At 32.6% G+C, this 24,646-nt stretch carries 21 protein-coding genes; 16 read left to right on the forward strand and 5 right to left on the reverse strand.

Annotation, left to right across the window (positions count from 1 at the left end; translation table 11 throughout):
• Positions 1-136: 136 nt before the first annotated feature.
• Positions 137-3,652: a T9SS type A sorting domain-containing protein gene (locus FLACHUCJ7_RS08100; RefSeq protein ID WP_180908549.1), complete on the forward strand. Its 3,516-nt coding sequence runs from the start codon at positions 137-139 to the stop codon at positions 3,650-3,652.
• Between the two features lie 80 nt (positions 3,653-3,732).
• On the opposite strand, the gene FLACHUCJ7_RS08105 is transcribed toward FLACHUCJ7_RS08100, so the two are convergent.
• The 3 genes from FLACHUCJ7_RS08105 to FLACHUCJ7_RS08115 all read right to left on the reverse strand — a co-directional run bounded on the left by FLACHUCJ7_RS08105 (position 3,733) and on the right by FLACHUCJ7_RS08115 (position 6,424).
• On the reverse strand, positions 3,733-5,025 hold the full coding sequence (locus FLACHUCJ7_RS08105) for an aminopeptidase P family protein (RefSeq protein WP_180908550.1): 1,293 nt from the start codon (positions 5,023-5,025) through the stop codon (positions 3,733-3,735).
• A 97-nt stretch (positions 5,026-5,122) separates the two neighbouring features.
• Positions 5,123-5,521, reverse strand: a complete 399-nt coding sequence (locus FLACHUCJ7_RS08110; protein WP_180908551.1) for a hypothetical protein — start codon at positions 5,519-5,521, stop codon at positions 5,123-5,125.
• Between the two features lie 6 nt (positions 5,522-5,527).
• The gene (locus FLACHUCJ7_RS08115) at positions 5,528-6,424 is read right to left on the reverse strand and encodes a hypothetical protein (protein WP_180908552.1); all 897 of its coding nucleotides are present in this window, start codon (positions 6,422-6,424) and stop codon (positions 5,528-5,530) included.
• 386 nt (positions 6,425-6,810) lie between these two features.
• Here FLACHUCJ7_RS08115 and FLACHUCJ7_RS08120 point away from each other — a divergent pair, with 386 nt between their 5' ends.
• The 7 genes from FLACHUCJ7_RS08120 (at position 6,811) to FLACHUCJ7_RS08150 (ending at position 11,178) form a co-directional block, all read left to right on the forward strand.
• Complete coding sequence (locus tag FLACHUCJ7_RS08120) at positions 6,811-7,335, forward strand: hypothetical protein (RefSeq protein ID WP_180908553.1); 525 nt, start codon at positions 6,811-6,813, stop codon at positions 7,333-7,335.
• Positions 7,336-7,730: 395 nt separating this feature from the next.
• Positions 7,731-8,288: a hypothetical protein gene (locus FLACHUCJ7_RS08125; protein WP_180908554.1), complete on the forward strand. Its 558-nt coding sequence runs from the start codon at positions 7,731-7,733 to the stop codon at positions 8,286-8,288.
• Between the two features lie 56 nt (positions 8,289-8,344).
• Positions 8,345-9,190, forward strand: coding sequence for a tetratricopeptide repeat protein (locus FLACHUCJ7_RS08130; RefSeq protein ID WP_180908555.1), 846 nt, complete (start codon positions 8,345-8,347; stop codon positions 9,188-9,190).
• A gap of 7 nt (positions 9,191-9,197) precedes the next feature.
• Positions 9,198-9,569 (forward strand): hypothetical protein, encoded by a 372-nt coding sequence (locus tag FLACHUCJ7_RS08135; protein WP_180908556.1) that lies wholly within the window; start codon positions 9,198-9,200, stop codon positions 9,567-9,569.
• Positions 9,570-9,644: 75 nt separating this feature from the next.
• Positions 9,645-9,824: a hypothetical protein gene (locus FLACHUCJ7_RS08140; RefSeq protein WP_180908557.1), complete on the forward strand. Its 180-nt coding sequence runs from the start codon at positions 9,645-9,647 to the stop codon at positions 9,822-9,824.
• Between the two features lie 91 nt (positions 9,825-9,915).
• The gene (locus FLACHUCJ7_RS08145; RefSeq protein WP_180908558.1) at positions 9,916-10,689 is read left to right on the forward strand and encodes an alpha/beta hydrolase; all 774 of its coding nucleotides are present in this window, start codon (positions 9,916-9,918) and stop codon (positions 10,687-10,689) included.
• A 30-nt stretch (positions 10,690-10,719) separates the two neighbouring features.
• Entirely contained in the window at positions 10,720-11,178 is a 459-nt protein-coding gene (locus FLACHUCJ7_RS08150) for an SRPBCC family protein (RefSeq protein ID WP_180908559.1), read from the forward strand.
• A 59-nt stretch (positions 11,179-11,237) separates the two neighbouring features.
• Here FLACHUCJ7_RS08150 and FLACHUCJ7_RS08155 read toward each other — a convergent pair whose 3' ends face one another.
• Positions 11,238-12,599, reverse strand: a complete 1,362-nt coding sequence (locus FLACHUCJ7_RS08155) for a hydroxymethylglutaryl-CoA synthase family protein (protein ID WP_180908560.1) — start codon at positions 12,597-12,599, stop codon at positions 11,238-11,240.
• Between the two features lie 361 nt (positions 12,600-12,960).
• On the opposite strand from FLACHUCJ7_RS08155, the gene FLACHUCJ7_RS08160 reads away from it, so the two are divergent.
• The 6 genes from FLACHUCJ7_RS08160 (at position 12,961) to FLACHUCJ7_RS08185 (ending at position 19,485) form a co-directional block, all read left to right on the forward strand.
• Entirely contained in the window at positions 12,961-13,626 is a 666-nt protein-coding gene (locus tag FLACHUCJ7_RS08160) for a succinate dehydrogenase cytochrome b subunit (RefSeq protein WP_078229130.1), read from the forward strand.
• Between the two features lie 11 nt (positions 13,627-13,637).
• Entirely contained in the window at positions 13,638-15,638 is a 2,001-nt protein-coding gene (locus tag FLACHUCJ7_RS08165; RefSeq protein ID WP_180908561.1) for a fumarate reductase/succinate dehydrogenase flavoprotein subunit, read from the forward strand.
• Between the two features lie 91 nt (positions 15,639-15,729).
• Complete coding sequence (locus tag FLACHUCJ7_RS08170) at positions 15,730-16,476, forward strand: succinate dehydrogenase/fumarate reductase iron-sulfur subunit (RefSeq protein ID WP_031455145.1); 747 nt, start codon at positions 15,730-15,732, stop codon at positions 16,474-16,476.
• 399 nt (positions 16,477-16,875) lie between these two features.
• Positions 16,876-17,478, forward strand: coding sequence for a hypothetical protein (locus FLACHUCJ7_RS08175; RefSeq protein ID WP_078229133.1), 603 nt, complete (start codon positions 16,876-16,878; stop codon positions 17,476-17,478).
• A gap of 131 nt (positions 17,479-17,609) precedes the next feature.
• Positions 17,610-18,647: a hypothetical protein gene (locus FLACHUCJ7_RS08180; protein WP_180908562.1), complete on the forward strand. Its 1,038-nt coding sequence runs from the start codon at positions 17,610-17,612 to the stop codon at positions 18,645-18,647.
• A gap of 70 nt (positions 18,648-18,717) precedes the next feature.
• Positions 18,718-19,485 (forward strand): amidohydrolase, encoded by a 768-nt coding sequence (locus FLACHUCJ7_RS08185; RefSeq protein WP_180908563.1) that lies wholly within the window; start codon positions 18,718-18,720, stop codon positions 19,483-19,485.
• Here the strand turns inward: FLACHUCJ7_RS08185 and FLACHUCJ7_RS08190 are convergent.
• Positions 19,482-21,173 carry an Ig-like domain-containing protein gene (locus tag FLACHUCJ7_RS08190; RefSeq protein ID WP_180908564.1) on the reverse strand — a complete coding sequence of 564 codons (1,692 nt, stop codon included), beginning with the start codon at positions 21,171-21,173 and terminating at the stop codon, positions 19,482-19,484. The two genes, FLACHUCJ7_RS08185 and FLACHUCJ7_RS08190, sit on opposite strands and share 4 nt — an antisense overlap.
• A 183-nt stretch (positions 21,174-21,356) precedes the next feature.
• On the opposite strand from FLACHUCJ7_RS08190, the gene FLACHUCJ7_RS08195 reads away from it, so the two are divergent.
• Positions 21,357-22,361, forward strand: a complete 1,005-nt coding sequence (locus FLACHUCJ7_RS08195; RefSeq protein ID WP_180908565.1) for a hypothetical protein — start codon at positions 21,357-21,359, stop codon at positions 22,359-22,361.
• Positions 22,321-24,642, forward strand: a complete 2,322-nt coding sequence (locus FLACHUCJ7_RS08200; RefSeq protein ID WP_180908566.1) for a hypothetical protein — start codon at positions 22,321-22,323, stop codon at positions 24,640-24,642. Before FLACHUCJ7_RS08195 ends, FLACHUCJ7_RS08200 begins: the two co-directional genes overlap by 41 nt.
• Positions 24,643-24,646 lie beyond the last annotated feature (4 nt).

The raw sequence follows: 24,646 nt of genomic DNA on the forward strand, positions 1-24,646 counted from the left end.
CCCCGAGGTAGTTTATTTTTATAAAGCAATGTATTGAGGTTGTAAATCAAATCAATTACTAGGAATTTTAATCTTGTAGATTAGTTGGAATTGATTAGTTTTGTCGATATTTTTAATAATCAACCTACTACAATATATGAGGATAATTTTACTTCGCATTTTCTTATTACTTAATGTTCAGCTTGCCTTCTGTCAATGGGAAAGTTTAAATACTGGCCTGAACGATGATTTAACAGGCGTTGTTTTTTTTGGTAATAATGGTTTGGTGTCTGGAAAAAAGGGACTTTATTATACAACTATTGGTGGACAAGGCGGTTCGAGCTGGAAAAGATTTGAGATAACAGATAACCCAGTGAATGCGACAATCTACGAAAATACCAGTTTTACACACTGTTATTCAAATCCTGCCGGCTCAGCAACAACAGGATTTGTTTATGCTTGCGGACAAAACACTCTTACGAAACAGGCTATTATAATAGAAATTGAATTGCCATCACTTAAATATAGTATTTTATATATAGGGAAAGAAGATTCTAAGTTAAATAAAATTGATTATGGTAGTTCTTATGTAGCTGTAGGAGATAAAGGATTGATAGTGAGGTTTAATCCGGGTGAAGTGATGGAAGTCAAGAATATAAGTACTGATAACTTTTCTTCTGTAAGTTTTTATTATGATAAGTGCAAAATTGGTAGTGATGGGAAAATATTATTTTTTAATTATTTTGATAGTAGTTATTCTTTTGTTGAAATGCTCACACCTGGCGTAGATAATAAAGCTGTTGTGTACGGATCAGGAACCTACAATACTGGTAGAAGTTTTTCTGTTGGTAATAAATTTTTATATTATAATACTTATAATGAACTTAGTTATAGTCATACAAATTATTTTGGAGGACCGTTGAACGCAAGATCTATTTCTGCAAGCTCAACTAGTGAGTATGTAGGAACTGATCACGGAATTTATCGTAATTCAGGTAATGTTTTAGAATGGCAGTCAACATCTTTAAACTATGCAATTAATTCTTTTTGGCAGCAGAGAGGCACTAATACAGTTTATGCAAGCGGAGATTTGGGAGTAATTTTAAAAACTACCAATGGAGGAGGAACCAGCATACCTTACGTTAAAATTTCAGATACAGTATTAGGAGGCTGCGCAGGAAATTATTCGCAATTAGATGCTATAGCAGGTTCTGTTTCGAGTTGTAAATGGTTTGTAAATAATGTTCAGGTTAATACTTCGTGCAGTGGGAGCTTGTCTTATCGTTTCAGTACTGCCGGTACTTATGAAATTAAGTATACAGTTAAGAATTCCTTTGGTGTTGAATCCACAAGTATAAAAAATATTTCTATAGTTTCAGTTCCTGTAATTAATTTACCAGTAACGGTCAGTGATAATATTTTGTGCAAAAGTGAATCAATAGATGTGAAAATTCAGAATTCTGAAAAAGATGTAGTTTACACATTAAAAAATGAAGATGGTACAAAATCATATGGAACAAGTGAACCTGGCAATGGACAAACAATTTCTTTTAAAACCACATTAATAAGTCAGTCCGGAAACTATCGTTTACAGGCTAAAAATGCAAACGCAAATTGTTATGCTAATTTTAGTGATAAATTCTATATTACGGTTGAAAAAACACAGGCAAAATTTCATGCTGATTTAATAAATGCAACACCTGGAGAAAGCGCTACTTTTTATCAAAAAGCAGTAGATGCACAAAATTATAAATGGGATTTTGCTCCCAATGCTTCGGTGGCGACTTCAAATGGAGAACAGGAAAAAGTAAGCTTTTCAAAAGAAGGAGATACAAAAATTAATTTGGAAGTTTGGTCAAATAATGGTTGTTATGATCAAATAGAGCAAAATGGACCATTTGTCTATAATGCTTCTCAAAACTCAAATGGCTGTTGGGCACTAATCAATGATGGAGTTGATTCTTCATGGAATAAATATGAATATGAAGGGATAGACCAGCTAACTCCTACAGAGGATGGTTTTTTAACTTGTGGAGGATTCAATGATCAAACCTTTGATTCGAAAATTGGATTAAAAGCTAATTTTAAAAATAAAATAGGAAGTTATTTAGCAAAGCATGATAGAGATGGAGCTTTAAAATGGATAGTATCTACAGAACAGAGTCCGTTTTCTGATGATAGAACTAGAGACGTAATATATTCTTCAGTCGTTGATCATGACGGGAATATATACCTGTCTGGTGTAAGTGAAGGATATTTTATAGACAATAAAGGAGAGAGAGTTAAGATCAACAATAGTTATAGCAACTACATAATTAAACTGGATAAGCAAGGTAAAATTATTTGGAAACTTACTACCGATGCTGGAAAATATTCGAATCAAAAATTATATATAGATAAAGAGAATAATTTAATTACAACAATTCTTTTGAGTGCTCTTTCGCCAAATAAGCATCATATTTATTTAAATGGGGTTGAATCAACTGTTATTGATCCGGCGATGAACTATTCAACAGCGGGTAATTTAACAATGCTAAAAATATCACCTGCCGGAGTTATTATTTGGTATACAGGGATTAGTCTTGGAGGTGTAAATGGAGGCGGAATTAATGATATTGGTTTTGATAATGATAATAATATTTATTTAGGAGGAAATTATAAAGACAACGCAATTTTCTATTCTGAGAGTAATACTGTTACACCTCAAGTTTTGACTGATTTTACCGGAAGCAGCTCTAAAATATTTTTAACAAAATACAATAAGGATGGTATTGTGCAATGGAAGATAAGAAGTGCTGCCAAAGGTGCTTTTTTTAATGATACTTACTTAAATTCAATGGTTACAGATAAAAACGGAGACAGTTATATTACTGGAAATAATGGGTGCAAAGATGCAAAAGCTGTTCATTTTTTCGAAAATAGTGATGGAACAACAACTCAAAAAAGCATAGGTGGCTTTTATTTAGCAAAAGTTAATTCTCTTGGAATATGTCAATGGATAACAGGAAGTCAATACGCTAATAGTGTAAATACTGTAGGTGGGAGTGTAATCATTAAGGATAATGATAAGTTACATATTATTGGTGAACTTTCAGGAAGTGGAACTTTTATCACAGGTGATGGGCAGAATTGTAATCTGTCAATGAGCTATTATGATTTCTTTTTAGCTACTTATGATTTATCAGGTAATTTAAAAAAGATAACTGCTAATGGAGATAATGAAAACCATGCTACTGTGCCTTACAAGGAAAAGTTTAATTTTTTCAAGGCTGAAGATGGAACGTTTTACTTAAGCAGTAATATGAGAGCAAATAATTACACTAGTTTTGGTAGCATAATAAGTACTAATGGTGTTGATGGAACAGTTATTCATTTTGATGAAGATTGTGGTATTGTCAAGTATGAAAATACTTTGTCAACAGAAGATTTTACAAAAAATTTAAATGCAGTTATTTATCCTAACCCAACATCGGGTAAGATTTCTGTCGATTTGGAAAGTTATGATGGAAATGCAAATGTGGAGATATACGACGCAAACGGAAAAAAAATGAGCGAAGAAAAAGCAGTTGATTTATCTAAAATTAATTTGACAATAAATGGCAGTCAGGGATTGTATTTTGTGAAAATTAAAACTGATAAAAAAACACAAACATTTAAAGTTTTAAAACAATAATACTGTTCATAAAATATAAAAAGACGGCTTCCATTTTCTGGAAGCCGTCTTTTTTATACTACTCTTGATTCTATATCTTCTTATGCATTCATCAAAGTCTCAATCTCATCCACTTCAATCGGAATATTACGCATCAGGTTAAAAGGTTCTCCTTTTTCCTGAACCACAACATTATCTTCCAGACGAATTCCGAATTTTTCTGCCGGAATATAAATTCCAGGCTCCACCGTGAAAACCATATTGGCTTTCATTGGTTCATGAAGCAATCCGTAATCGTGCGTGTCAAGTCCCATGTGGTGAGAAGTTCCGTGCATGAAATATTTTTTGTAAGCTGGCCAGTCCGGATTTTCGTTCTGGACATCGGCTTTGTCAATTAATCCCAAACCTAATAATTCAGAAGTCATGATTTTGCCCACTTCTATATGGTATTGTTTCCAAAGTGTTCCTGGCGTCAGCATTTTTGTCGCTTCGTTTTTCACTCTTAAAACCGCATTGTAAACTGCTTTTTGTCTCTCAGAGAATTTTCCCGAAACCGGAATCGTTCTCGTCATATCGCTTGAATAATTAGCGTATTCTGCCGCTACATCCAGTAGAATTAAATCTCCGGCCTTACATTGCTGATTGTTTTCGATGTAATGCAAAACGTTGGCGTTGTTTCCCGAAGCAATAATGGGCGTATAAGCAAAACCTTTAGAACGGTTACGAATGAACTCGTGAATCAATTCGGCTTCGATTTCATATTCCGTAACATTGGGTTTCACGAAAGGAAGCAATCTGCGGAAACCTTTTTCGGTAATATCACAGGCATGCTGAATCAAATCGATTTCTTCGCTTTCTTTTACAGAACGAATACGCTGTAAAATCGGGTTGCTTTTCGCCACATTATGTGCCGGATATTTTTCTTTCCACCATTTTACAAAACGGGCTTCGCGAGTTTCAGTTTCAACAGCTGCGCGGTAATGCTCATTGGTATTGATATACATCGTATCGGCATACGTCATCATTTCATTCAAAATTTTATGAAAATCCTGTAACCAGTAAACCGTTCTGATTCCCGAAACCTGAAAAGCACGTTCTTTGGTCAGTTTTTCACCTTCCCAAATCGCAATATGTTCGCTGGTTTCTTTTAGAAAAAGAATCTCCTTTTGGCTTTCATAAGGCGCATCCGGAAACAAAAGCAAAATACTTTCTTCCTGGTCCACACCGCTCAGGTAAAAAATATCCCTGTGCTGTGCAAAAGGCAAAGTACTGTCCGCACTAATCGGGTAAATGTCGTTTGAATTGAAAACGGCAACAGAATTAGGTTTCATTTCTGTCGTAAATTTTCTGCGGTTTTTTACAAAAAGATTGCTGTTTATTTGATGATATTTCATAATTGTTTCATTTTGGAACTTAGAATTTCAAAATTACATATTTTAAGTAATCAACGTAAAATTGATTTCTTAAAGTTTTATTATTTGTTTGGGAATTTTATTTGACACTAAATACTCCCGCAATAGTTATATGAGTTATAAAAAACACTAAAAAAGGAGTGCTAAGTTCCAGCCAGTATGCTGTAAAAGAAAATTGATGAAAATGATCTACAATCTCTATATCATTTAAAATGCAATAAAAAACAGAAGCAATACAGCAAAACGAAAAAGGTACGGAGAAACGGCATACAAAGTTTGGAGCAATAACTTTTACCTGTTCCAGAAAAATGAGTAAAAAGCAATAGACAAACGTACCAATAAAAGTAATTGGAACTCCAATGATTATGCCCATTGTCTGATTGAAAGACTCGCTTACGGATGAAACGATTATGAAAAAAGTAAGGGTAGCTGCTGTGGCACAAAACAAACTTTTCAGTACCGGATTTTGAACTTTCATAATCAATTACTTTTTTTTAGGTTTAATGATGAAATTAGTACCTTCTATTATGCAGAATTCAGGATTTGCAGGCGAGCAGTAATAAACCCAATCTGACCGGTCACTCCAAACTTCGCGTTTTATTTTCAAAGTATCATTTTTTATAAACAGATTGTAATAGGCATCCACTTGCAATAAATTAGCACCATGCTGGCTTAGCTTGTGTGTGTAAACAGGGACAATTGTTTTTTGTCCCTCATTTTTTTCTTCGGGTTCCGGGTAAACATAGATTTTTTTGCCATAAAGAGCGTACCATTTTTCGTCTATCAAAAAAATAGCTTTATCAAAAAACTCTTCAGTGTCGCCATTGTATTTTTTAAATACCGATTTAAAAAAATAAACAGAACTTGCTTTTTTCGACAATCGTTTAAACTCCTCAAACGTGCGATCAGCATCCCAGTCTGCTTTTGGATTTAATTCGGTATAGTCATGTCTTGTAGTGTCGTTGTCAATAATCCACGAGATGTAATTGTCTTCAGAAATTAAATATTTTTTATGGACTTTATAGTAATCAGAACTATTTACAATCAGGCTGTCAATTAGTTTTCCGTTAATATTGAATTTATAATACAATCTAAGCGGATCGTTATCATAAGAAAAACCATTTTTATTCGACTGTATAACCACCGTTTCAGAAATTGGCGAAAAGTAGAAGTTGGTGAGGTTTAAAAAGTCGTCCGGTAATTTTATAATCTCAAAGTGGTCTGATGTAGGTTTGTTTTCAAGGTATTTATAAGTCAGGTATTCTTTTGGCAAGCCAGGCTGTGTGATAAAATTTCTAAAAAAATAACCATACAAAATGTAGCATACCGTCAGCAATAATGAAATGCACACAAAATACAGGTTTTTTCTATAAAGGGTCATAGATATAATGGCAATTAATTTAAATCCAAATCTAAAACCTTTTTCGGATTATAAGGTTGTTTTTGTAGATAAAGAATTACAAATCTAATGGATATATAATTTGACTGAAGAATACTTTTAATCTTTTGGGCGTGTCCCAAGGGCCGGGCTTTCGGCTATATCTTTTATTCCGCTGTCGCTTCATAAAAGGATGCCGCCTCTATCCCTCACGCGAGTTTTGGTTTTATGAGAAAATTTATTGTTCACAATTGCAAATGTATTTAACAGTGTGATTTTGTATATTGTCATGATTTTGATTTTATAAAAATGAAAGAACTGCTAATTGAAAGTAAAGGAATAAGAACCGACAATATTTTATACCGCCTTTTGAGTTAAGAGAAGGAGATTTGGTCTTAATTCATTTGGATTGCCATGTTGCTTCTTCATATGTCCAAGAAAAATTAATTGCTATTTTGACGGGAAAAGAAAAACATAAAAATGTTAGGATTAACAAACCTCATACTTTTGTAAAACATTTTAGAGAATCAAGATTTAAAGACAGGTTTTTGCCCGCTACAGTAGGCGAATATTTATCTAAAAATGCTAATCCCAAAAGTGAATTTGCTAATAAGATCTATGAAATCGATTGGATTAATAAAGACATAAAAATAAAGACACTTGCTGGAAATCCTAGAAAATTAATTTCGTTGTATTCCGTATTATCAAAAACAAATAATATTATTTTTGATCTGGCGGCACAGGATTTTGAAGGTATGGAACATGTTGCTAAAATTGTAAAAGACGAAATAAGGAACAATGGATCAGCAATATTGATTGAGCAGAATGATTATTTGAAAAAGTACAGCACAAAATATATAAAAATTGAATGGTTTATAGATTTAGATGAATATGAAAAGAAATTTAAATTTTAAATCCAAAATCCGATAGCGCAAATTTGTTATTCGTTTCCGAAACTATAATCAAACCAGAATATGATATAATTCTATGATAAAACGTTTAGTCACTATTTTTTTTATAACAACAGTATTGTTAGTTCTGCTTCATGGATTTTTTAGAATATATGAAGTTTTTTATCCATCCTACTTTAATCAAACAGAATATACTCAAACTGTATTTATTGGAAATGGGAAGATACCTGAAAAATATGAATTATTGTTTTACGGATTTATTAGTTTTAAAGTTTTAACTGTTAGTATAATTCTGAGCGTTATTATTTGCATTTTTAAATTAATAAAAAGGTGAAAAATAAAACTTCTATGCTGTAACAAACTCCAATCCCACAAGTCTTTACAATAAACTAAAATTTATGAAACCAAAAACCATTTGCTTAATTGGATTGTTCTTTTTCGTTCTAAGTTATATTATGTTTTCAAACAGTGCTGCTTTTGAGTATTTCAAAAAACCTGTTGATTTTGCACATTGGTTTAATTTAATTGGGGCTTGTTTGCTGTTGTCATTCAATTATTTGTTTCCCAAAAACAGATTAAATTCGGTTGCATCTGTCTTAACCGCTTTTGGAGTTGTGGCACATATCGGACTTTGTACAATCGATTTTATCATGTGGAGTTATGGTGACAACGAAGCTGCAAAAGCTGCGTTGAGCGAACATTTAAGCAATACACCTTCCATTTTGTTTCCGTTTGTTGTTGTGGGGCCGTCGTTGCTTTTTGTAGGGTTGGCGGTACATGCTGCAAATTTTATCAAAACACATACAATAAGTGCTTTAATGGTAATTGTTGGTGCGCCGTTGGTAGGCGTTTCATTCTTCATATTAAAAAATGGAATTTTGATGTTGTTGAGTTGTCTGGTTTTTTCTTTAGGACTGACCTTACTTATTTGTAAGAATGATAGTAGTGATTTATAATGAAATTGATATATTTGAATTTCTAACGACTATCACCTTAAACCCTGTAAATTAATATGAATAAGATTTTTACCATTCTTTTTTTAGTTTTAACATTCAATTTATCAGCACAAAGTCAGCTTCAATTTGACAAGAAGTTTGTTGAGTGTGAAGATAAGTGGGTTGTTTTTCCGGCAGATAGTATTGGGAATTATAATTTCGGATTCATATATATTGATGCTCAGGCTGGTCTAACATTGGAATATGAAGGTTTTTTTAAAATTGATAAAACTGGAAAATTTATAAGTGATAGAAAAGAAAAAACAAGTTCGATGAAGTATCGGTTACAGCCAAACAATACTTTAGTTGCATTTATGCCAGAATCAAAATTTGACGAGTTACATATTCAAAAAATACCTGACTGGCTCAAAATTTATAAAGGAGATGAAAATTCAATAGGACATCTTTATAGATGGGGCTTTATGTATAACGGTTGGAATGAATGTCAAAAAGCTCTTGAATACCTTGAAAAAGCAAATAAAATTGATCCAGATTATAAGGGGCTTCGGGTTGAATTAGCTTTTTCTTATAATTATCTAAAGCAATATCAAAAAGCAGTTGATGTTCTAAAAATTGCTTTGAACAAAGATCCTCTTGATGCCTATACGAATAAGGAATTAATTTATGCTGAAACTAAAAATGGCAACATCGAGGAAGCGGAGAATGTATGTCGAAAAGTATTTAAAGAGTGTAAAGACAAGACTTATAATTCTGAAAATGCCTACAATATTTTACAAGCCTATTATACCAGGAAAGATATTAAAAATTTCAATAATTGGTTTGCAGAGGCAAATTCATACTTGATGAGCCATGAAAAAATTAAATCGCTTTCCGAGCAAATGAAAACTGAATTAAAACAATAATCCAATAGTGAAAAACCATTTAAAATACCTGATTTCACTCATTCTGGCTTTGGCCGTGATGACAGGCGACGGTATTTTGTGTTCTCAGTCTAATGCTCCCGAATATTATCAGTCATCTTATCTTGATTCAGGAAAAGAAATTGATCTGAAGAATATTCGGTTATACGTTTTCAATCGTGTAAAATCATTCGGCAAAACTTTATTTCCGATACTTTTAAGTTACCTTGAATTTAAAGAGCTTTTCAGTCTTCATACTAAGGTTCTTTTGCAGGTTTGCAACAATCTTCATCAAAACATAATTTCATTTATAAAGCAGTCTGTTTTTATAAACGAACATAGTATTTCAACCGACTTCAGAAAAAGTTTATACAACGCTTAAGGAATTTCTTCCTTAACAATTATGCTATTCAAAGCATAAGATGATTCATAATGTCTAATCATTTATCATTTTACAATGTATAAACACAATCATAAAAAAAGTTTAGCGCAATCTAAACAGCCGCTTCATTGGCTCAAAAGAAAAATTATTGTAATACTTACAGCCTTCATGTTAGGAATGGCAAACGGAATGCATACCGAAGATACCAGAATTAAAGGCAATCAAAATTATACAGAACAGCATAAGAAAGATTGATTTCAGCGGTTCACAATTCCAGAGAAAACCGAAGCAATTTCCGCTTCGGTTTTTTTATGGAGTTATTCAGAGAAATGCTAAATTTGAATGTTTGCATTTAGATTTACAACTCAGTAAACATCAATTGAATATGGCAGGAAAAACATGGAAGTTGAAAAAAGTTTTAAAAACAATCTGGATTACAACAGGTGTATTGTTTACAATCTGGCTGTTTTACTCTTATGAATCGGATGGTGTGGACAAGTCTTTTTTGCAAAGCAATGATTCGGTAAATGTAGAAGATGCTTCTGATTATTATGTATTTACGCCGAAAAAAGAATTCAAAAACGTTGTAATTTTTTATCCCGGAGCAATGGTAGAAACAGAAGGGTATGTTCCGCTTTGTCGAAAATTGGCTAATCAAAACATGAAGGTCTATTTGATAAAAATGCCATGGCGACTAGCTTCAAAAGGATATAACAAACCGAAAGATTTGCATCTTTTTGAAGATACTTCTAAAACCTATATTTTGACAGGACATTCACAGGGCGGAAAAATGGCAGCGCAGTTTGTCTATGAAAATCCTAAATTGATTGATAAACTGATCTTGATTGGAACTTCACATCCCAGGGATATTTCTTTAGCAGATGCTGAAATCCCAATCTTAAAAATTTACGGTTCAAAAGACGGTGTGGCAGATGAAGGATCTATTTTGAAAAACAAATCGAAATTACCAGAAACAGCAAAATTTTTAAAGATAGAAGAAGCAAATCATTGTCAGTTTGGTTATTATGGGTTTCAGTTAGGAGATGACAAAGCTGAAATTAGCAGAGAACAGCAACAGCAACAAACTTTAAATGCGATGGTTTCGTTTATAAAGGAATAAATCATTTACTCATTAAAACAATAGAAGATTATGGCATTAGATAATATTTCGAAAAAAGTGGAAAGTGAAATCGTATCAACCAGAATTGTAAACTTCGCCCAGGAACTTGTTTATTTGGCATGGACAGAGCCTGAACATCTGAAAAACTGGTGGGGTCCAAAAGGCTTTACCAATACTTTTAATGAATTTGATTTGCGTCCCGGCGGAAAATGGAGTTTTATTATGCACGGACCTGATAAAGGGAATTATGCTAATGAATGTGAATTTCTAAAAATAGAAAAACCAGATTTTCTGAGCTGGAAAAGATTTTCGAAACCACTTTTTCAGGTGGCCGTGTCATTTGAAGCCGTTTCAGATAATGAAACAAAAATTGTTTTTAAAATGATTTTCGATACACCGGAAGAGTGTAATAAATTGAAACCATTTGTAGTCGATAAAAACGAAGAGAACTTTGATAAACTGGAAACTGAATTGTTGAAAATGCTTTAACAAAAAAACCGAAGCAATTAAACTTCGGTTTTGGAATTTGGACTTTTTTAAATTGGAGCTTAATCCACCCATTTATAATAACGCGCCCCAACCAAAGTTGGAATCTCATTTTCGATTCGGTCTAAAACCCATTCGTTTTTTGGAGTTCTCACGCTTTGTTTTTGTTCTTTTTTGTGAAGGCTTTCGTAAGTTTCAAAACCAATTTCTACACTTTCTGCTAAGTTTTCAAAAAGTTTCACATTCACTAAAGCTGATTTCCATTCCGGCTGAATCGTTCCTTCAAAAACTTTTGATTTCGATCCGCTACCGTAAGCCAGAAATCCGAATTTAGTTCCGGCAACTTCTTTTTTGGTATCATAAAAATGTGCCAGCGTCGACAATAATCCCATGAAAATTGATCCGGTATAAAGATTTCCAATTAAAGAAGATGCTAATTCAGCAGGCTGTAATTTCTCGTTTACAAAAGTTTTGTAATCATCAGATTTTGCTACTTCTTTAATTTTACCCTGATAATCCGTAGGTGCAATATCACCAGCAATAATTTTATCAGTATGATCTAAAGCATAGATTTCGGACAGCATTCGACGACCCTGAAATGAATAGGGAAGGTGCATGATAATACTGTTCCACATATTGTATAACGTTTCAGTAGTGTTTTTTAGTTTTTTGAACGAAAAGTAGGCAGCACGCGTACGATCCATATAACATTGATTTGAATACTGACCATCAAAAACCGGCTGGTCTTTATGGATTTCGATTTCTGATTCTAAATTGTCAAACCAGGAGTCGTTATTTGTATTTTGTGTAATGGCTTCTTTCGAAAGACTTCTGTACGGTTTGAAAAAGTCAAAAACACCTTTTGTGCTTGTTGCCCAATTGTCATCAAAAGCAATGATTTTTGGGTTTGCCGTAATTAGCATGGCAACAGCTCCGGCACCTTGAGTGTATTCTCCACCGGAGTTTAAGTCGTATTTTGCAAAATCACTGGTTACTACGATTGCTTTTTTCGCCGGATTCAATTTTACAAAGTCAAGACAGTTTTGTAGGGCATCAACTCCTCCAATACAAGCGAAAGTAAAATCAACAACGTCACATTCAGCCAAGGTATCTTCGCCAAATTTCTGCTCCATTAAACTAATTAAATAAGAAGCAATTGGTTTCGAACTGTCAATCCCGCTTTCAGTACCAACATAGATTCGGCTTATTTCGTTAAGATTGATTTTATTGTCAATGATAAGTTTTGTCAGTGCGTTTGCTCCAAAAACTACAGTGTCCTGATGAACATCCGGGAAAGTCATTTTTAGTAATCCGAGACCTTTTTCGAGTTTTTCGGGTTCTATATTTCTGGCAGTGGCCAATGTTTTTATGGGTAAATGTATGTTGGCTACATCAAAAGAAATAGCATCAATTCCTGTTTTCATTTCATTTTTTTTGAAGCCCGTAAAGGTAAAGTTATTACAATGGAATGGCAATTTTTTATGCCTATAAAATTCTTGTTTGAAGGTACTTTTTGTGAAAACCAATCAAAACTTTAATTAAAATAATAATTTAGTAAAAATTTGTTATTTTTTTCGGTGTTGCATATTTTCTTAAATTAAACACCTTAATTATGTTTTTGAAAATTTTTAATATAAAATAATGTGTTATTTGTTTTTTTTATACGTAAAAATACGTATACGTAGTCTATTTTAAAATCATTATAAATAACAACGAAATGGTTGTAGTTGATGTCTATTTGCGCTATTTTTGCTTAATTTTTTAAAACAAACTACTTAAACAATTATGGCACAATCTGCACTATTGAATGCTTCCATTTTAAAGAAAGTGGCTATGGCTCTTTCGGGAATATTCTTAATCACGTTTTTAGCGCTGCATGTTTCCTTAAATTTTATTTCTATTTTGAGTGAAAATGTCTTCAATGAAGCTTCTCACTTTATGGGTTACAATCCGCTGATTCAGTATGTAATGCAACCAGTTTTGGCAATCGGTGTAATTTTCCATTTTATTATGGGATTTGTACTGACTATCCAAAACAGAGCTGCAAGACCAATTCCGTATGCAAATTACAACGGAGCTGCAAATGCTTCATGGAGTTCTAGAAATATGATTATTTCTGGTTTGGTTATACTTGCTTTCTTAGGATTGCATTTTTATGATTTTTGGTTTCCAGAAGTTGCCTACAAATATATTGCAGGTAATGAGCCAGATGCTACAAGATACTACGGAGAGTTAGTTCATAAATTTCATGATCCAATTCGTACAGGATTATACTGTGTGTCTTTTATCCTTTTAGGATTTCACCTTTGGCACGGTTTCGCATCTTCTCTTCAATCTGTAGGGATGCATAATAAGTACTCTCGATTTTTAAGTAAAGTGGGTTACTGGTTCGCAGTTGTTGTACCGGCACTTTTCGTAATTATCGCATTATTTCATCATTTCAATAATTAATATCAATTATAATGGCATTAGATTCAAAAATTCCACATGGCCCAATTGCGGACAAATGGACAGATTATAAAGATCATATTAATTTAGTAAATCCTGCAAACAAACGTAATTTAGATATTATTATCGTTGGTACAGGTTTGGCTGGAGGTTCTGCAGCAGCTACTTTGGCTGAGTTAGGATATAACGTAAAAGCATTTTGTTTTCAGGATTCACCAAGACGTGCGCACTCAATTGCAGCACAAGGTGGTATCAATGCAGCAAAAAATTATAAAGGTGATGGTGATTCGGTTTACAGATTGTTTTACGATACTGTAAAAGGTGGTGACTACCGTGCCCGTGAAGCAAACGTTCACCGTTTGGCTGAAGTTTCGGCAAATATTATCGACCAGTGTGTGGCTCAAGGGGTACCATTGGCTCGTGAATATGGAGGACTTTTGGATAACCGTTCTTTTGGAGGAACTTTGGTTTCCCGTACTTTTTACGCACAAGGACAAACCGGTCAGCAATTATTGTTAGGAGCTTATTCTGCAATGAACCGTCAGATTGGCCGTGGAAAAGTAAAAATGTACAACCGTCACGAAATGCTTGATTTAGTAATCGTTGACGGAAAAGCAAGAGGTATTATCGCTCGTAATTTAATTACCGGAGAAATAGAAAGACATTCTGCTCATGCTGTAGTTATTGGTTCAGGAGGATACGGAAATGTATTTTTCCTTTCAACAAATGCTATGGGAAGTAATGCAACAGCAGCCTGGAAAATTCATAAAAAAGGAGCGTTTTTCGCCAATCCTTGTTACACACAAATTCACCCAACATGTATCCCGGTTTCAGGAGATCACCAGTCAAAACTGACTTTGATGTCTGAATCGTTGCGTAATGACGGTCGTATTTGGGTTCCTGCAAAATTAGAAGATGCTCAGGCAATTCGTGAAGGAAAGAAAAAAGCAACGGATTTATCTGAAGCTGAAAGAGATTATTTCTTAGAAAGAAGATACCCTGCTTTTGGTAACTTAGTGCCTCGTGACGTTGCATCTCGTGCTGCAAAAGAAAGATGTGATGCCGGTTATGGAGTTAACAAAACAGGTGAAGCAGTTTATCTTGATTTTGCTGCTGCTATCGAGCGTTACGGAAAAGAAGCGGCTTATGTAAAGGGTTTAGATGCTAATGATAAAGCTTTAGTAACTAAATTAGGAGCTGACATCGTGAAAAGTAAATACGGAAACTTATTCCAAATGTATTACAAAATCGTTGACGAAGATCCATATACTACGCCAATGATGATTTACCCGGCGGTTCACTATACAATGGGTGGAACATGGGTTGATTATAACTTGATGACTACAATTCCGGGATGTTTCTCAATCGGGGAATCTAACTTCTCTGATCACGGAGCAAACCGACTTGGAGCTTCTGCCTTAATGCAAGGTTTGGCTGATGGATATTTCGTATTACCTTATACTATCGGAGATTATTTGGCTCCGGATATCAAAATGGGGTCAATTTCTACAGATTTACCGGAATTCGTTGAAGCTGAGAAAAATGTAAAAGATCAAATCGACAGATTTATCAATAATAACGGAACACATTCTGTAGATTATTTCCATAAGAAATTAGGAAAAATCATGTGGAATAAAGTGGGTATGGCTCGTAACGAAAAAGGATTAAACGAAGCTATTAATGAAATAGCTGCTTTACGTGAAGAATTTTACAGAGACGTAAAAGTTCCTGGAAGCGCTAACGAATTTAATCAGGAATTAGAGAAAGCAACTCGTGTTGCCGATTTTCTTGAATTAGGAGAATTGTTTGCGAAAGATGCTTTACACCGTAATGAATCTTGTGGAGGCCACTTCCGTGAGGAATACCAGACAGAAGAAGGAGAAGCACTTCGTGATGATGAAAACTTTGCATACGTAGCAGCCTGGGAGTACAAAGGAAAACCAAGTGATGCCGTATTACACAAAGAACCTCTGGTTTACGAAAACATTAAATTAGTACAGCGTAGTTACAAATAGCAATTAGTCAAAAGACAAAAGTCTTAAAGTCTAATGGCAATTGTCAAGTGACTTTCGACTTTCGGCTTTATGACCTTCAAACTAAAACAGTATGAAACTTACATTAAAAATATGGCGTCAGAAAAACGCCCAAGATAAAGGGGGAATTGTTGATTACCCAATCGACGGAATCGAACCGGATATGTCTTTCCTTGAAATGCTTGACGTTCTTAACGAACAATTAATCAATAAAGGAGAAGAGCCAGTTGCATTTGATCACGATTGTCGTGAAGGAATCTGCGGAATGTGTTCTTTATTCATCAATGGAGAAGCACACGGGCCAGACAGAGGAGTAACGACTTGTCAGTTACACATGCGTATGTTTAAAGATGGTGATACGATTTTTATCGAACCATTCAGAGCAAAAGCGTTCCCTGTAATTAAAGATTTAGTTGTTGACAGAAGCTCTTTCGACAGAATTCAGCATGCAGGAGGATTTATCTCGGTAAATACTTCAGGAAATACAATCGATGCTAATACAATTCCAATTAACAAAGACGATGCAGATAAATCATTTGATGCTGCAGCGTGTATTGGTTGTGGAGCTTGTGTTGCAACTTGTAAAAACTCATCAGCAATGTTGTTCGTGGGTGCAAAAGTATCTCAATATGCTTTGTTGCCACAAGGTAAAGTTGAGGCTACTGAACGTGTACTAAACATGGTTCACCAAATGGATTTAGAAGGTTTTGGTAACTGTACCAACACCGGAGCTTGTGAAGTAGAATGTCCTAAAGGAATTTCTCTTGAAAATATCGCGCGTATGAACCGTGAGTATTTAGCAGCAAGTTTAAAAGGATAATTGAATTTGCCTTTCAGGCTATTAATAATATAAAAACGCCGCGAGAAATCGGGGCGTTTTTTTGTAGTATAAATAATCTTAATATTTTGTTTATATTTGAAAAAAATGCTTTAGTATTTAATAAAAAAGCATCTGTAAAATCAATAAAAATATATGAAAAACAAATTACTATTATTGTTGCTAACTTCTTTTTTAATTGCTTGTTCAAGTGATTCATCATCAGATGATTCCTCAAATTCATCTTCTCACAAAATAAAAAAAATAGAAGAAATTTAAAACGGTGTCGTAATAAAAACAACAGATTATGAATACAATAGTACAGGAAACATTTCTAAAGTTACTGTAAAAGATCAGGCGAAATTTTACCAGACAACATTTAATTATGACTCGGGGAATAAAATGATTAGTTGGAATTTAAAACAATACTATATATCGAGTCCTTCTGATGTAATTGAGCAATTGAATTCGCTGGAATATACCAACGGACTGATTACTAATATTTGTATTGACCGAACAGAAAAAGAGTTGGGTTATGTAACAAATTCAGCTGATAGAATTAGTCAGAGCTATTCAGGTTCTAGTCTGACTTCTATAAAACATTATATCCAAATTACGGGAGGAGAGAACACATCATGTGATGAAGTTACAAATGTTGATAATGAGGAACTTTTTGAATACTCTAATGGAAATTTAATTCGTTATGAAGCACCAGGGTTAGGTTTCTTTGATGAGTATTATAAAATAGAATATGACGAAGGGAATAATTATTTATCAGGAGTAAAACCAGACGCATTTCGATACTGTTATGGAAGTCAGGTATCTGTCAATAATTTAAAAAAGATAAACATATATAATTCTGATACAGATAAACTCACGGCAACAGTTCAATTTGAAAACACTTATGATAAGAATAAAAACATTATAAAAGCTGTAGAAAAGTATTATTATACAGGCAGTTCAACTCCTTCTAATACAACAACGATTAATTATCATTATTACTAATCCAAAGTCAAAAACAGACCAAGGTTTATGTAGAAAAAATAACTGTTTTTAAAAGCGCATTCATTAATTTGGATGCGTTTTTTTGTACTATTTTTACATTCATTTAAATAATTGTAAACGAAATCATTTAAATGAAAAGTATTTTATTGGTAATAATGTTTGTTCTAAGTGTTGAAAATTATACTCAGGTAGCGGTTACTCCATCAGAACGAGGGGCTAATGAAGAATTTAAAAAAGGGCAATTAGAAAATTTTAAAACAACAACAACAGTTTTTGTTTTACCTGAAACGTACAAAAAAGAAGAATATGAAAAAATTTTAAAAGAGGTTTGGACGGTTACCTCTTTTAAAGTGGTAGATTTTAAAGATTTTAAGCATTTAGATTTTGTTAACGGGAGTTACTCGTTTGCTGAAATTTTTGGTGACCTTTTAAGAACTTCAAGTGGAACGATGTACCTTCATACTAATTTAGGGATAAAAGTTTTAAGTAAAGAGAAGTTTGAAAAAGAGTTTCGAAAGCTCAAAACCGATGACAAAAATTATGATAAGAAATTAAGAGATGTTATTAATGAAAGTTTATCATATGTAGCAAGAATTCCACTTTGTCCTACTAATGAATTCTTAAGGAATGCTTTAGGGTCTTTGGATCTTATGAAATTAAAATTCCCCGAAGAAAAAATGGGAAAATTATATGGAGAAATGTATGCTAAAGTAAGTTTTACAAATGTGAACTTAGGAATGCTTAAAAATTATTTTCAACAAATTAATCAAATTATTACTAAAGGTGAACATTGTGGGCTTTATGAAGATTTTGTTAATGCGAAAATAAAAAACTTAAAGGAAAGTATACTTTATATTCCTGAAGTTTATATGATGAAATATGATGCATGGAGATTTAGTGAAACGCTTAGAGATGAAAAAGAGATTAAGAAACTTTTAGAAGATTATAAATATAAGTTTCAGTTTATAAAAGATGAAGATTTGGAGAAAAAAATTTTAGATAATGAAGATATTTATTATTTAAGATATGTTAGTATGAATGGAAATAAATACTTACAAATTGTAAATGCAAAGTCTGGTGATCCTGCATATTATATTTATGATGCGATGAGTTATAATTTAAAAGATGATGATTTTAAGAAAATTAATAAAGCTATAGAAGCTAAATGATTTTAACTGTAAAGAGGACGTATTCATTAATTTGGATGCGTTTTTTTATCTTTATATAAAATTAAGTATTATGAAAATTGCACTTATTCAATCCAGTCTTGTTTGGGAAAGTCCAAGTGATAACAGAATTAATCTTGAGGCTAAAATAACCGAAATAAAAGCTTCTGTTGATTTGATTGTGCTTCCGGAAATGTTTTCGACTGGATTTAGTATGAATGCCTCTAAAATAGCTGAAACTATGCAGGGAGAAACTGTTTTGTGGATGCAGACTTTAGCGAAAAGCCAAAATTGTGCGATTGCAGGAAGTCTGATTATTTCTGAGGAAGATAAATTCTATAATCGGTTATTGTTTGTTTTTCCGACTGGAGAAATCCAATATTATGATAAAAGACATTTGTTTACACTGGCAGGAGAAGATAAGATTTATACTGCTGGGGCGAAAAAGCAGATTATTGAGTATAAAGGCTGGAAAATTTGCCTGCAGGTGTGTTATGATTTGCGTTTTCCTGTATTTGTCAGAAATGTAGAAAACTATGATTTACTCCTGTATGTCGCCAACTGGCCTAAGGTAAGGATAAATGCGTGGGACATTCTGATGAAAGCCCGTGCAGTAGAAAATCTTACTTACACAATTGGAGTCAACAGAATAGGTGTTGATGCGAATAATCATCAATATAATGGTCATTCGCAAGTTGTTGATTATTTGGGAAATTATATTTTAGAACCTCAGGAAAACGAAGGTGTTTTTATAGTTAAATTAGATACAAACAATATGCATGAAACCCGAAAAAAAATGGATTTCCTTAGGGATAAAGACAGGTTTGAAATTCAAGACTAAAAAGCAGTTTTCTTTCTCTTTTTTTCTGCCTTTTGCTTGTCCTCTTCCTTCTTTTTTTCTAGCTCAGGACTGTAAGGTATACTTAAATCCATGGATTCAATTTTGTCCCAATTGGCATGCAGATCAATTTCTTCCTGATAATAAAAAACTTCCTCAGCATATCTTTTCTCCAAATAATTACCAGGGTCATATCTTTTGTTGTTGTTATCATCATAAATTATTCGGACTGAATATACACTTGGTTCTAAAAGCAGAAAATCAAATTTAGTCTTGGATTCAGAATAATCACTGGCTAACACAATATCCCCTTTTTTATTGGTTAGTTCAACAATAATCGGGAAACGTTTTACATTTTGTAAATTCAGCGTAAGATTTCCGTACTCTTCTATTTCACGTGTGTTCAGCTTATAGGATAAAGTATCATTAGATTTTTCATTAAGATCGGTTAAAGCACCTGGTAAAAACGTGAAATTATATTTTTGTGCGGGTTCTTTTTTAAAATCGAAATATAGTTTTTGTTCAAACTCATCATATTCTGTTGTATAAGGAACTGCAGTTGAATCTTTATTAACTAATTGTATTTTGGACTTATCAAATTTGATAAGAGGAGTTGCAGTTTCAAGAGTAAATTTGTCTCTAAAATGTATCACACCATTTTGTAAAGCAGTAATATTCAGAGAGTCTTTTTTCTGGTTTTTGATTTTAAAATTAAACTTTTTCTCATAGTTATCTTTACTGATTTCAAGTGATAATGAATCTGCTTTTATTGGTTTGTACCAAACTTGCAGCGAATCCTTTTTTGGAAATTGCGTTATGATAGTTTCAAGAACTTCATTACCGTTTTTAAGTACAATTTTAGGTTTCGAATCTTTAAAGTTTTGTTTTCCTTCATACGGAAGCAATAATCGGTTTCCGGATGCCTGAATTGGTTTGAAAGCCTTTAACGGAAGCCTTTCCTTAAATAATTCCAATTCAAAAACCGTATCATTAGGTATAGTTATAGGCTGTTTAAAAAAACCAATTTTATCATCCTTTGGGTTAAATTTATTGTTGTTCCCTTTGTCTTTTAAGGCTACTAAAAGATATTTTCCTGCTTTTAGATTTTCTAGTCTAAAAGTGGTTAAGCTGTCTAAAGTATTGGTTATATAACGTGGATTTTCTTTATAAATAACAGAATCTTTAAACTTATCATTAACCTCATAAAGCATAACAGTTACAAAATTATCGACAGTTTTGTCGTATGAATCTTTGATTTTTCCGTTTACGGCAAGAGAATCAATATAAGTTCCTGTTGAAAATACATATTTGAATTGATTATACGGATTTCCTTCGTTATTATCTGCAATACTTTGCCCGAAATTCAGACTGTAAGTTGTGTTAAGCTTTAAAGTATCTAAAATTTTTATATTGATAAATTTACTTGCATTTGTAGGTGTAATAACAGGCGGATTTTTCATTGGTGGAGAAATAATCAACTGTTTATTGGCATTTTTAAGTTTTACATATTCATCAAATGTCAGAATGATTTCATCGGCCTTAAAGTCAGTACTGAAATTTTTAGGAGAACTTGATTTTAAAATAGGAGCAAGTGTATCTTTTAAACCTCCGGTTATGCTGCCGCGCTTTGCGCAACTTATCATTAAAAATACCAATAAAAAAGTAAAATATTTTAAGTTGTTTTTCAACATAACGATTTGTGATTTAATTCCACAAAATAACAATTATATTTGCTTTAATCGAAATTTTTTATCGTTTTATTAGGTTTTAGAAGTTTGCGTAATGTTGTTTTTAAATTTAATAAAAAGTTATATGTGCAAAATTACAAACGGCATATAATTTCTTACATTTGGCTTCAATTTAATTTACAGGTTTTGAAAAAGATTTTCTTTTTAGTATTGCTTTCCCTTTTGTTTATTTCGTGTAATGAAAATACTAAACCGACTGTTTCTTTTTACTATTGGAAAACCATTTTTAAATTATCTGAAACAGAAAAAGAAATTCTCCGGGGAAATAATGTCCGTAAAATTTATATTCGTTATTTTGATATTGATTTAAATCCAAACGATACAAATCCAATTCCTGTAACTCCAATTCGTTTTCAGGAAACAATGAATAATTTTGATGTTGTTCCGGTAATTTACATCAAAAATAAGGTAATGCTAAAACCGAACATTGATATTGAAGATTTAGCCAAGAAAACTGTTCGATTGATAAACGAAATCAATTCTAAAAATAAAATTTACAGTAAGGAAATTCAAATTGACTGCGATTGGACACTTACAAGTAAGGAAAATTATTTGAAGTTTATTGATATATTCAAGAAGTTTTCAGGAAAGAAACTTTCAGCAACAATAAGGCTTCATCAGATAAAGTATTTCAAAAAAACAAAGATTCCCAATGTAGATTCAGGAATTCTGATGTATTATAATATGGGAATCGTGGCTTCGGATTCTTTAAATTCTGTTTATGACAGGAAAATTGCTGAACGTTATCTTAAAAGTTTAAAAAAATATCCTCTACATCTTGATTTTGCTTTGCCAATATATTCCTGGGCTGTTCATATCAAAAATCATAGAGTAGTTGGATTACGGTCAAAATTAAATATTTCAGAACTTAAAAAAGATGGAAATTTCAAACAAATAAGCTCTGTTTTTTTTAAGGTTATACATTCTAATTATAAAAACGGCATATTTTATGAAGAAAATGATGTGCTGAAAATAGAAGCCATTTCATCAGAGGATTTAATCGAAATGGCGGAAGATCTGAATGACAATAGCCCTCAAAAACCAAACGAAATTATTTTTTACGATTTAGACGAATACAATTTAAAAAACTATGAAAAGAATATTTTTGAACAAGTTATTTCTTGTTTCTAGCGGCATTTTACTTTTTGCTTACAGTATTATTTACGCTTGCGCAGATGGTTATGACTGGGATTATTTTGGTTATAATTCAAATTTTACCCCGGAAACATTTGCAGATAAATCGTATTCGCCGCTTTTTTTATCAGGTGATATTTTCTACGGAATTAGGTTTGATAGTGAACACAATTCTCGTTTTAATGACAACATAAAATCAGATTGGGAAACGTTTTTAAAAGGAAAAGCAGATGCTCCAACAGTAAAATATTTCATGATTGGTCTGGATGACGAGAGATCGTATGAAAAACGAGATAAACGGCCAGAAAATAAAGTTGAGATTGAGCAGCTTCATGTTTTTTATAAAACAAAAAAAGAGAATAAAGCTTCGCTGAAATGGGGTAAAAAAATTAGTTTGAAAGATAATAAAATAAAGAGTTTTATTGAATTTCTATATTTAGCTCAAAAAATAGAAACTGTTTCTTTAGGCGATAGTTATTGGAGTTATGAGCCGGTTGTCGCGAAAACATTTGATGATGCAAAAATGATTCAGTCGATCGAGAATGTTTACAATACGACCTCAGATCCCTTTCTGAAAAACCGATACTGGTTTCTGACAATGAAGGCGCGTTTTTATAGTACGGACAAACAAAAAGCGATTTTGTTTTTTAATAAAACTGAAGCTAATGTTGTTAAAAATACCTTGTATTATCGTGCACTTGCTTATGTGGCAGGTATCAATTATAAACAAAAAAAATATGCAGTTTCTAATTATTTGTATGCAAAGGTTTTTGATAAATGCCCAGAAATGAGAGTGGTGACGGCATATTGTTTTAATCCAAAAAGTGAATCCGATTGGAACAAATCATTGGCAATGGCCAAAAATAATAAAGAGAAAGCTGCTCTTTGGGCCATTCACGGTTATCATAAAGATGAAAAACAGGCTATTGAAAAGATTTACGAACTGGATCCGAAAAGTGAACACTTAAATTATCTCGTAACGCGATTGGTTAATAAACAGGAAGAAGGTATAAATAATTCCTTTAAACAGAATGCCGGAGAAAATCTTCCGATGAAAGAACAGTCAATCGAAGAAAATAGAACTGAAAATTATGCAAAACTGGATAAAAATGCATTTGATTTAATTGCTAAAATTTCCGCTGCAGGAAATACAGAAAGACCTTATTTGTGGGATATTGCATTAGGGTATCTGCAAACATTAAAAGGAGATTTTGCAAATGTAGACAAGAATTTTGATAAAGCCGAAAAAACACTTCCAAAAACTGAACTGGCAGGTTATCAGTTAAGATTGTTAAGATTTGTAAATAATATGAGTAAAATTGATAAACTTACAGATAAAAATGAAAAAACAATTCTGGCTGATTTGAATTGGCTTTATAATGAACTTCCAAAAAAATATAGAGGACAGGAATTTCGTTATGAAAATGCAGTACAATGGAGCAAAAATTATTTAGCAGTTCTGTACAGCGCAAAAGCAAATCCTGTAATGGCTGAACTTTTTGGTTCTTCTAATTATGGATATTGGAGTTCGGGAAGCACTTTTTATAACAATGAAAAAGATTTGTTAGACATGAAAGCATTCCTGAGTAAATCCAATAAAACCGAAATGGAGAAAATTGCTGCCGGAATTTATCCTTTAAAATTAAAAGATATTAATAACTTTCAGGCAGTTCAGGCCACTTATAAGAATAAAATTCCTGAAGCTATTGTTTTTATGCAACAGGCAGATTCTGTTCAATATTTTACTTTTTCAGGAAATCCGTTTAATGGAAATATAAAAGACTGTCATGATTGTGATCATGCGGCGTATCAAAAAAAGAAATATACCCAAATCGAATTTTTGACTACCATAAAAGCGATGCAGCATAAAATAACTCAAAAGGAAGATGTTTACACCAATAGTTTGTTGTTAGGAAACGCATTTTATAATATTACTTATTTTGGAAACGGAAGAAGCTTCTATGAAATTAGTATTTCAAGTGAAAATACAGGGGCTTATTCTTGTGATGTTTCTAAAATGTATTATAAAAAAGCATTTGATGCAGCAACAACTAAAGAGCAGAAAGCAAAATGTATTTATATGATGGCAAAATGCGAACGAAATGAATACTACAATACCAAATATAAAAATGTTAGCTGGTGGGACAGACAGGATGATAAAGTGAATTTTATTGCCTGGGAAGGATTTAAGACATTAAAAAAAGACTATTCTGATACGAAATATTATGAGGATGTAATCGCTGAATGCAGTTATTTTAATACTTATGTCAATCAATAATTAA

The sequence above is a fragment of the Flavobacterium salmonis genome, from assembly GCF_903819435.1.
In the GTDB taxonomy this organism is placed as follows: Bacteria; Bacteroidota; Bacteroidia; order Flavobacteriales; family Flavobacteriaceae; genus Flavobacterium; species Flavobacterium chungangense.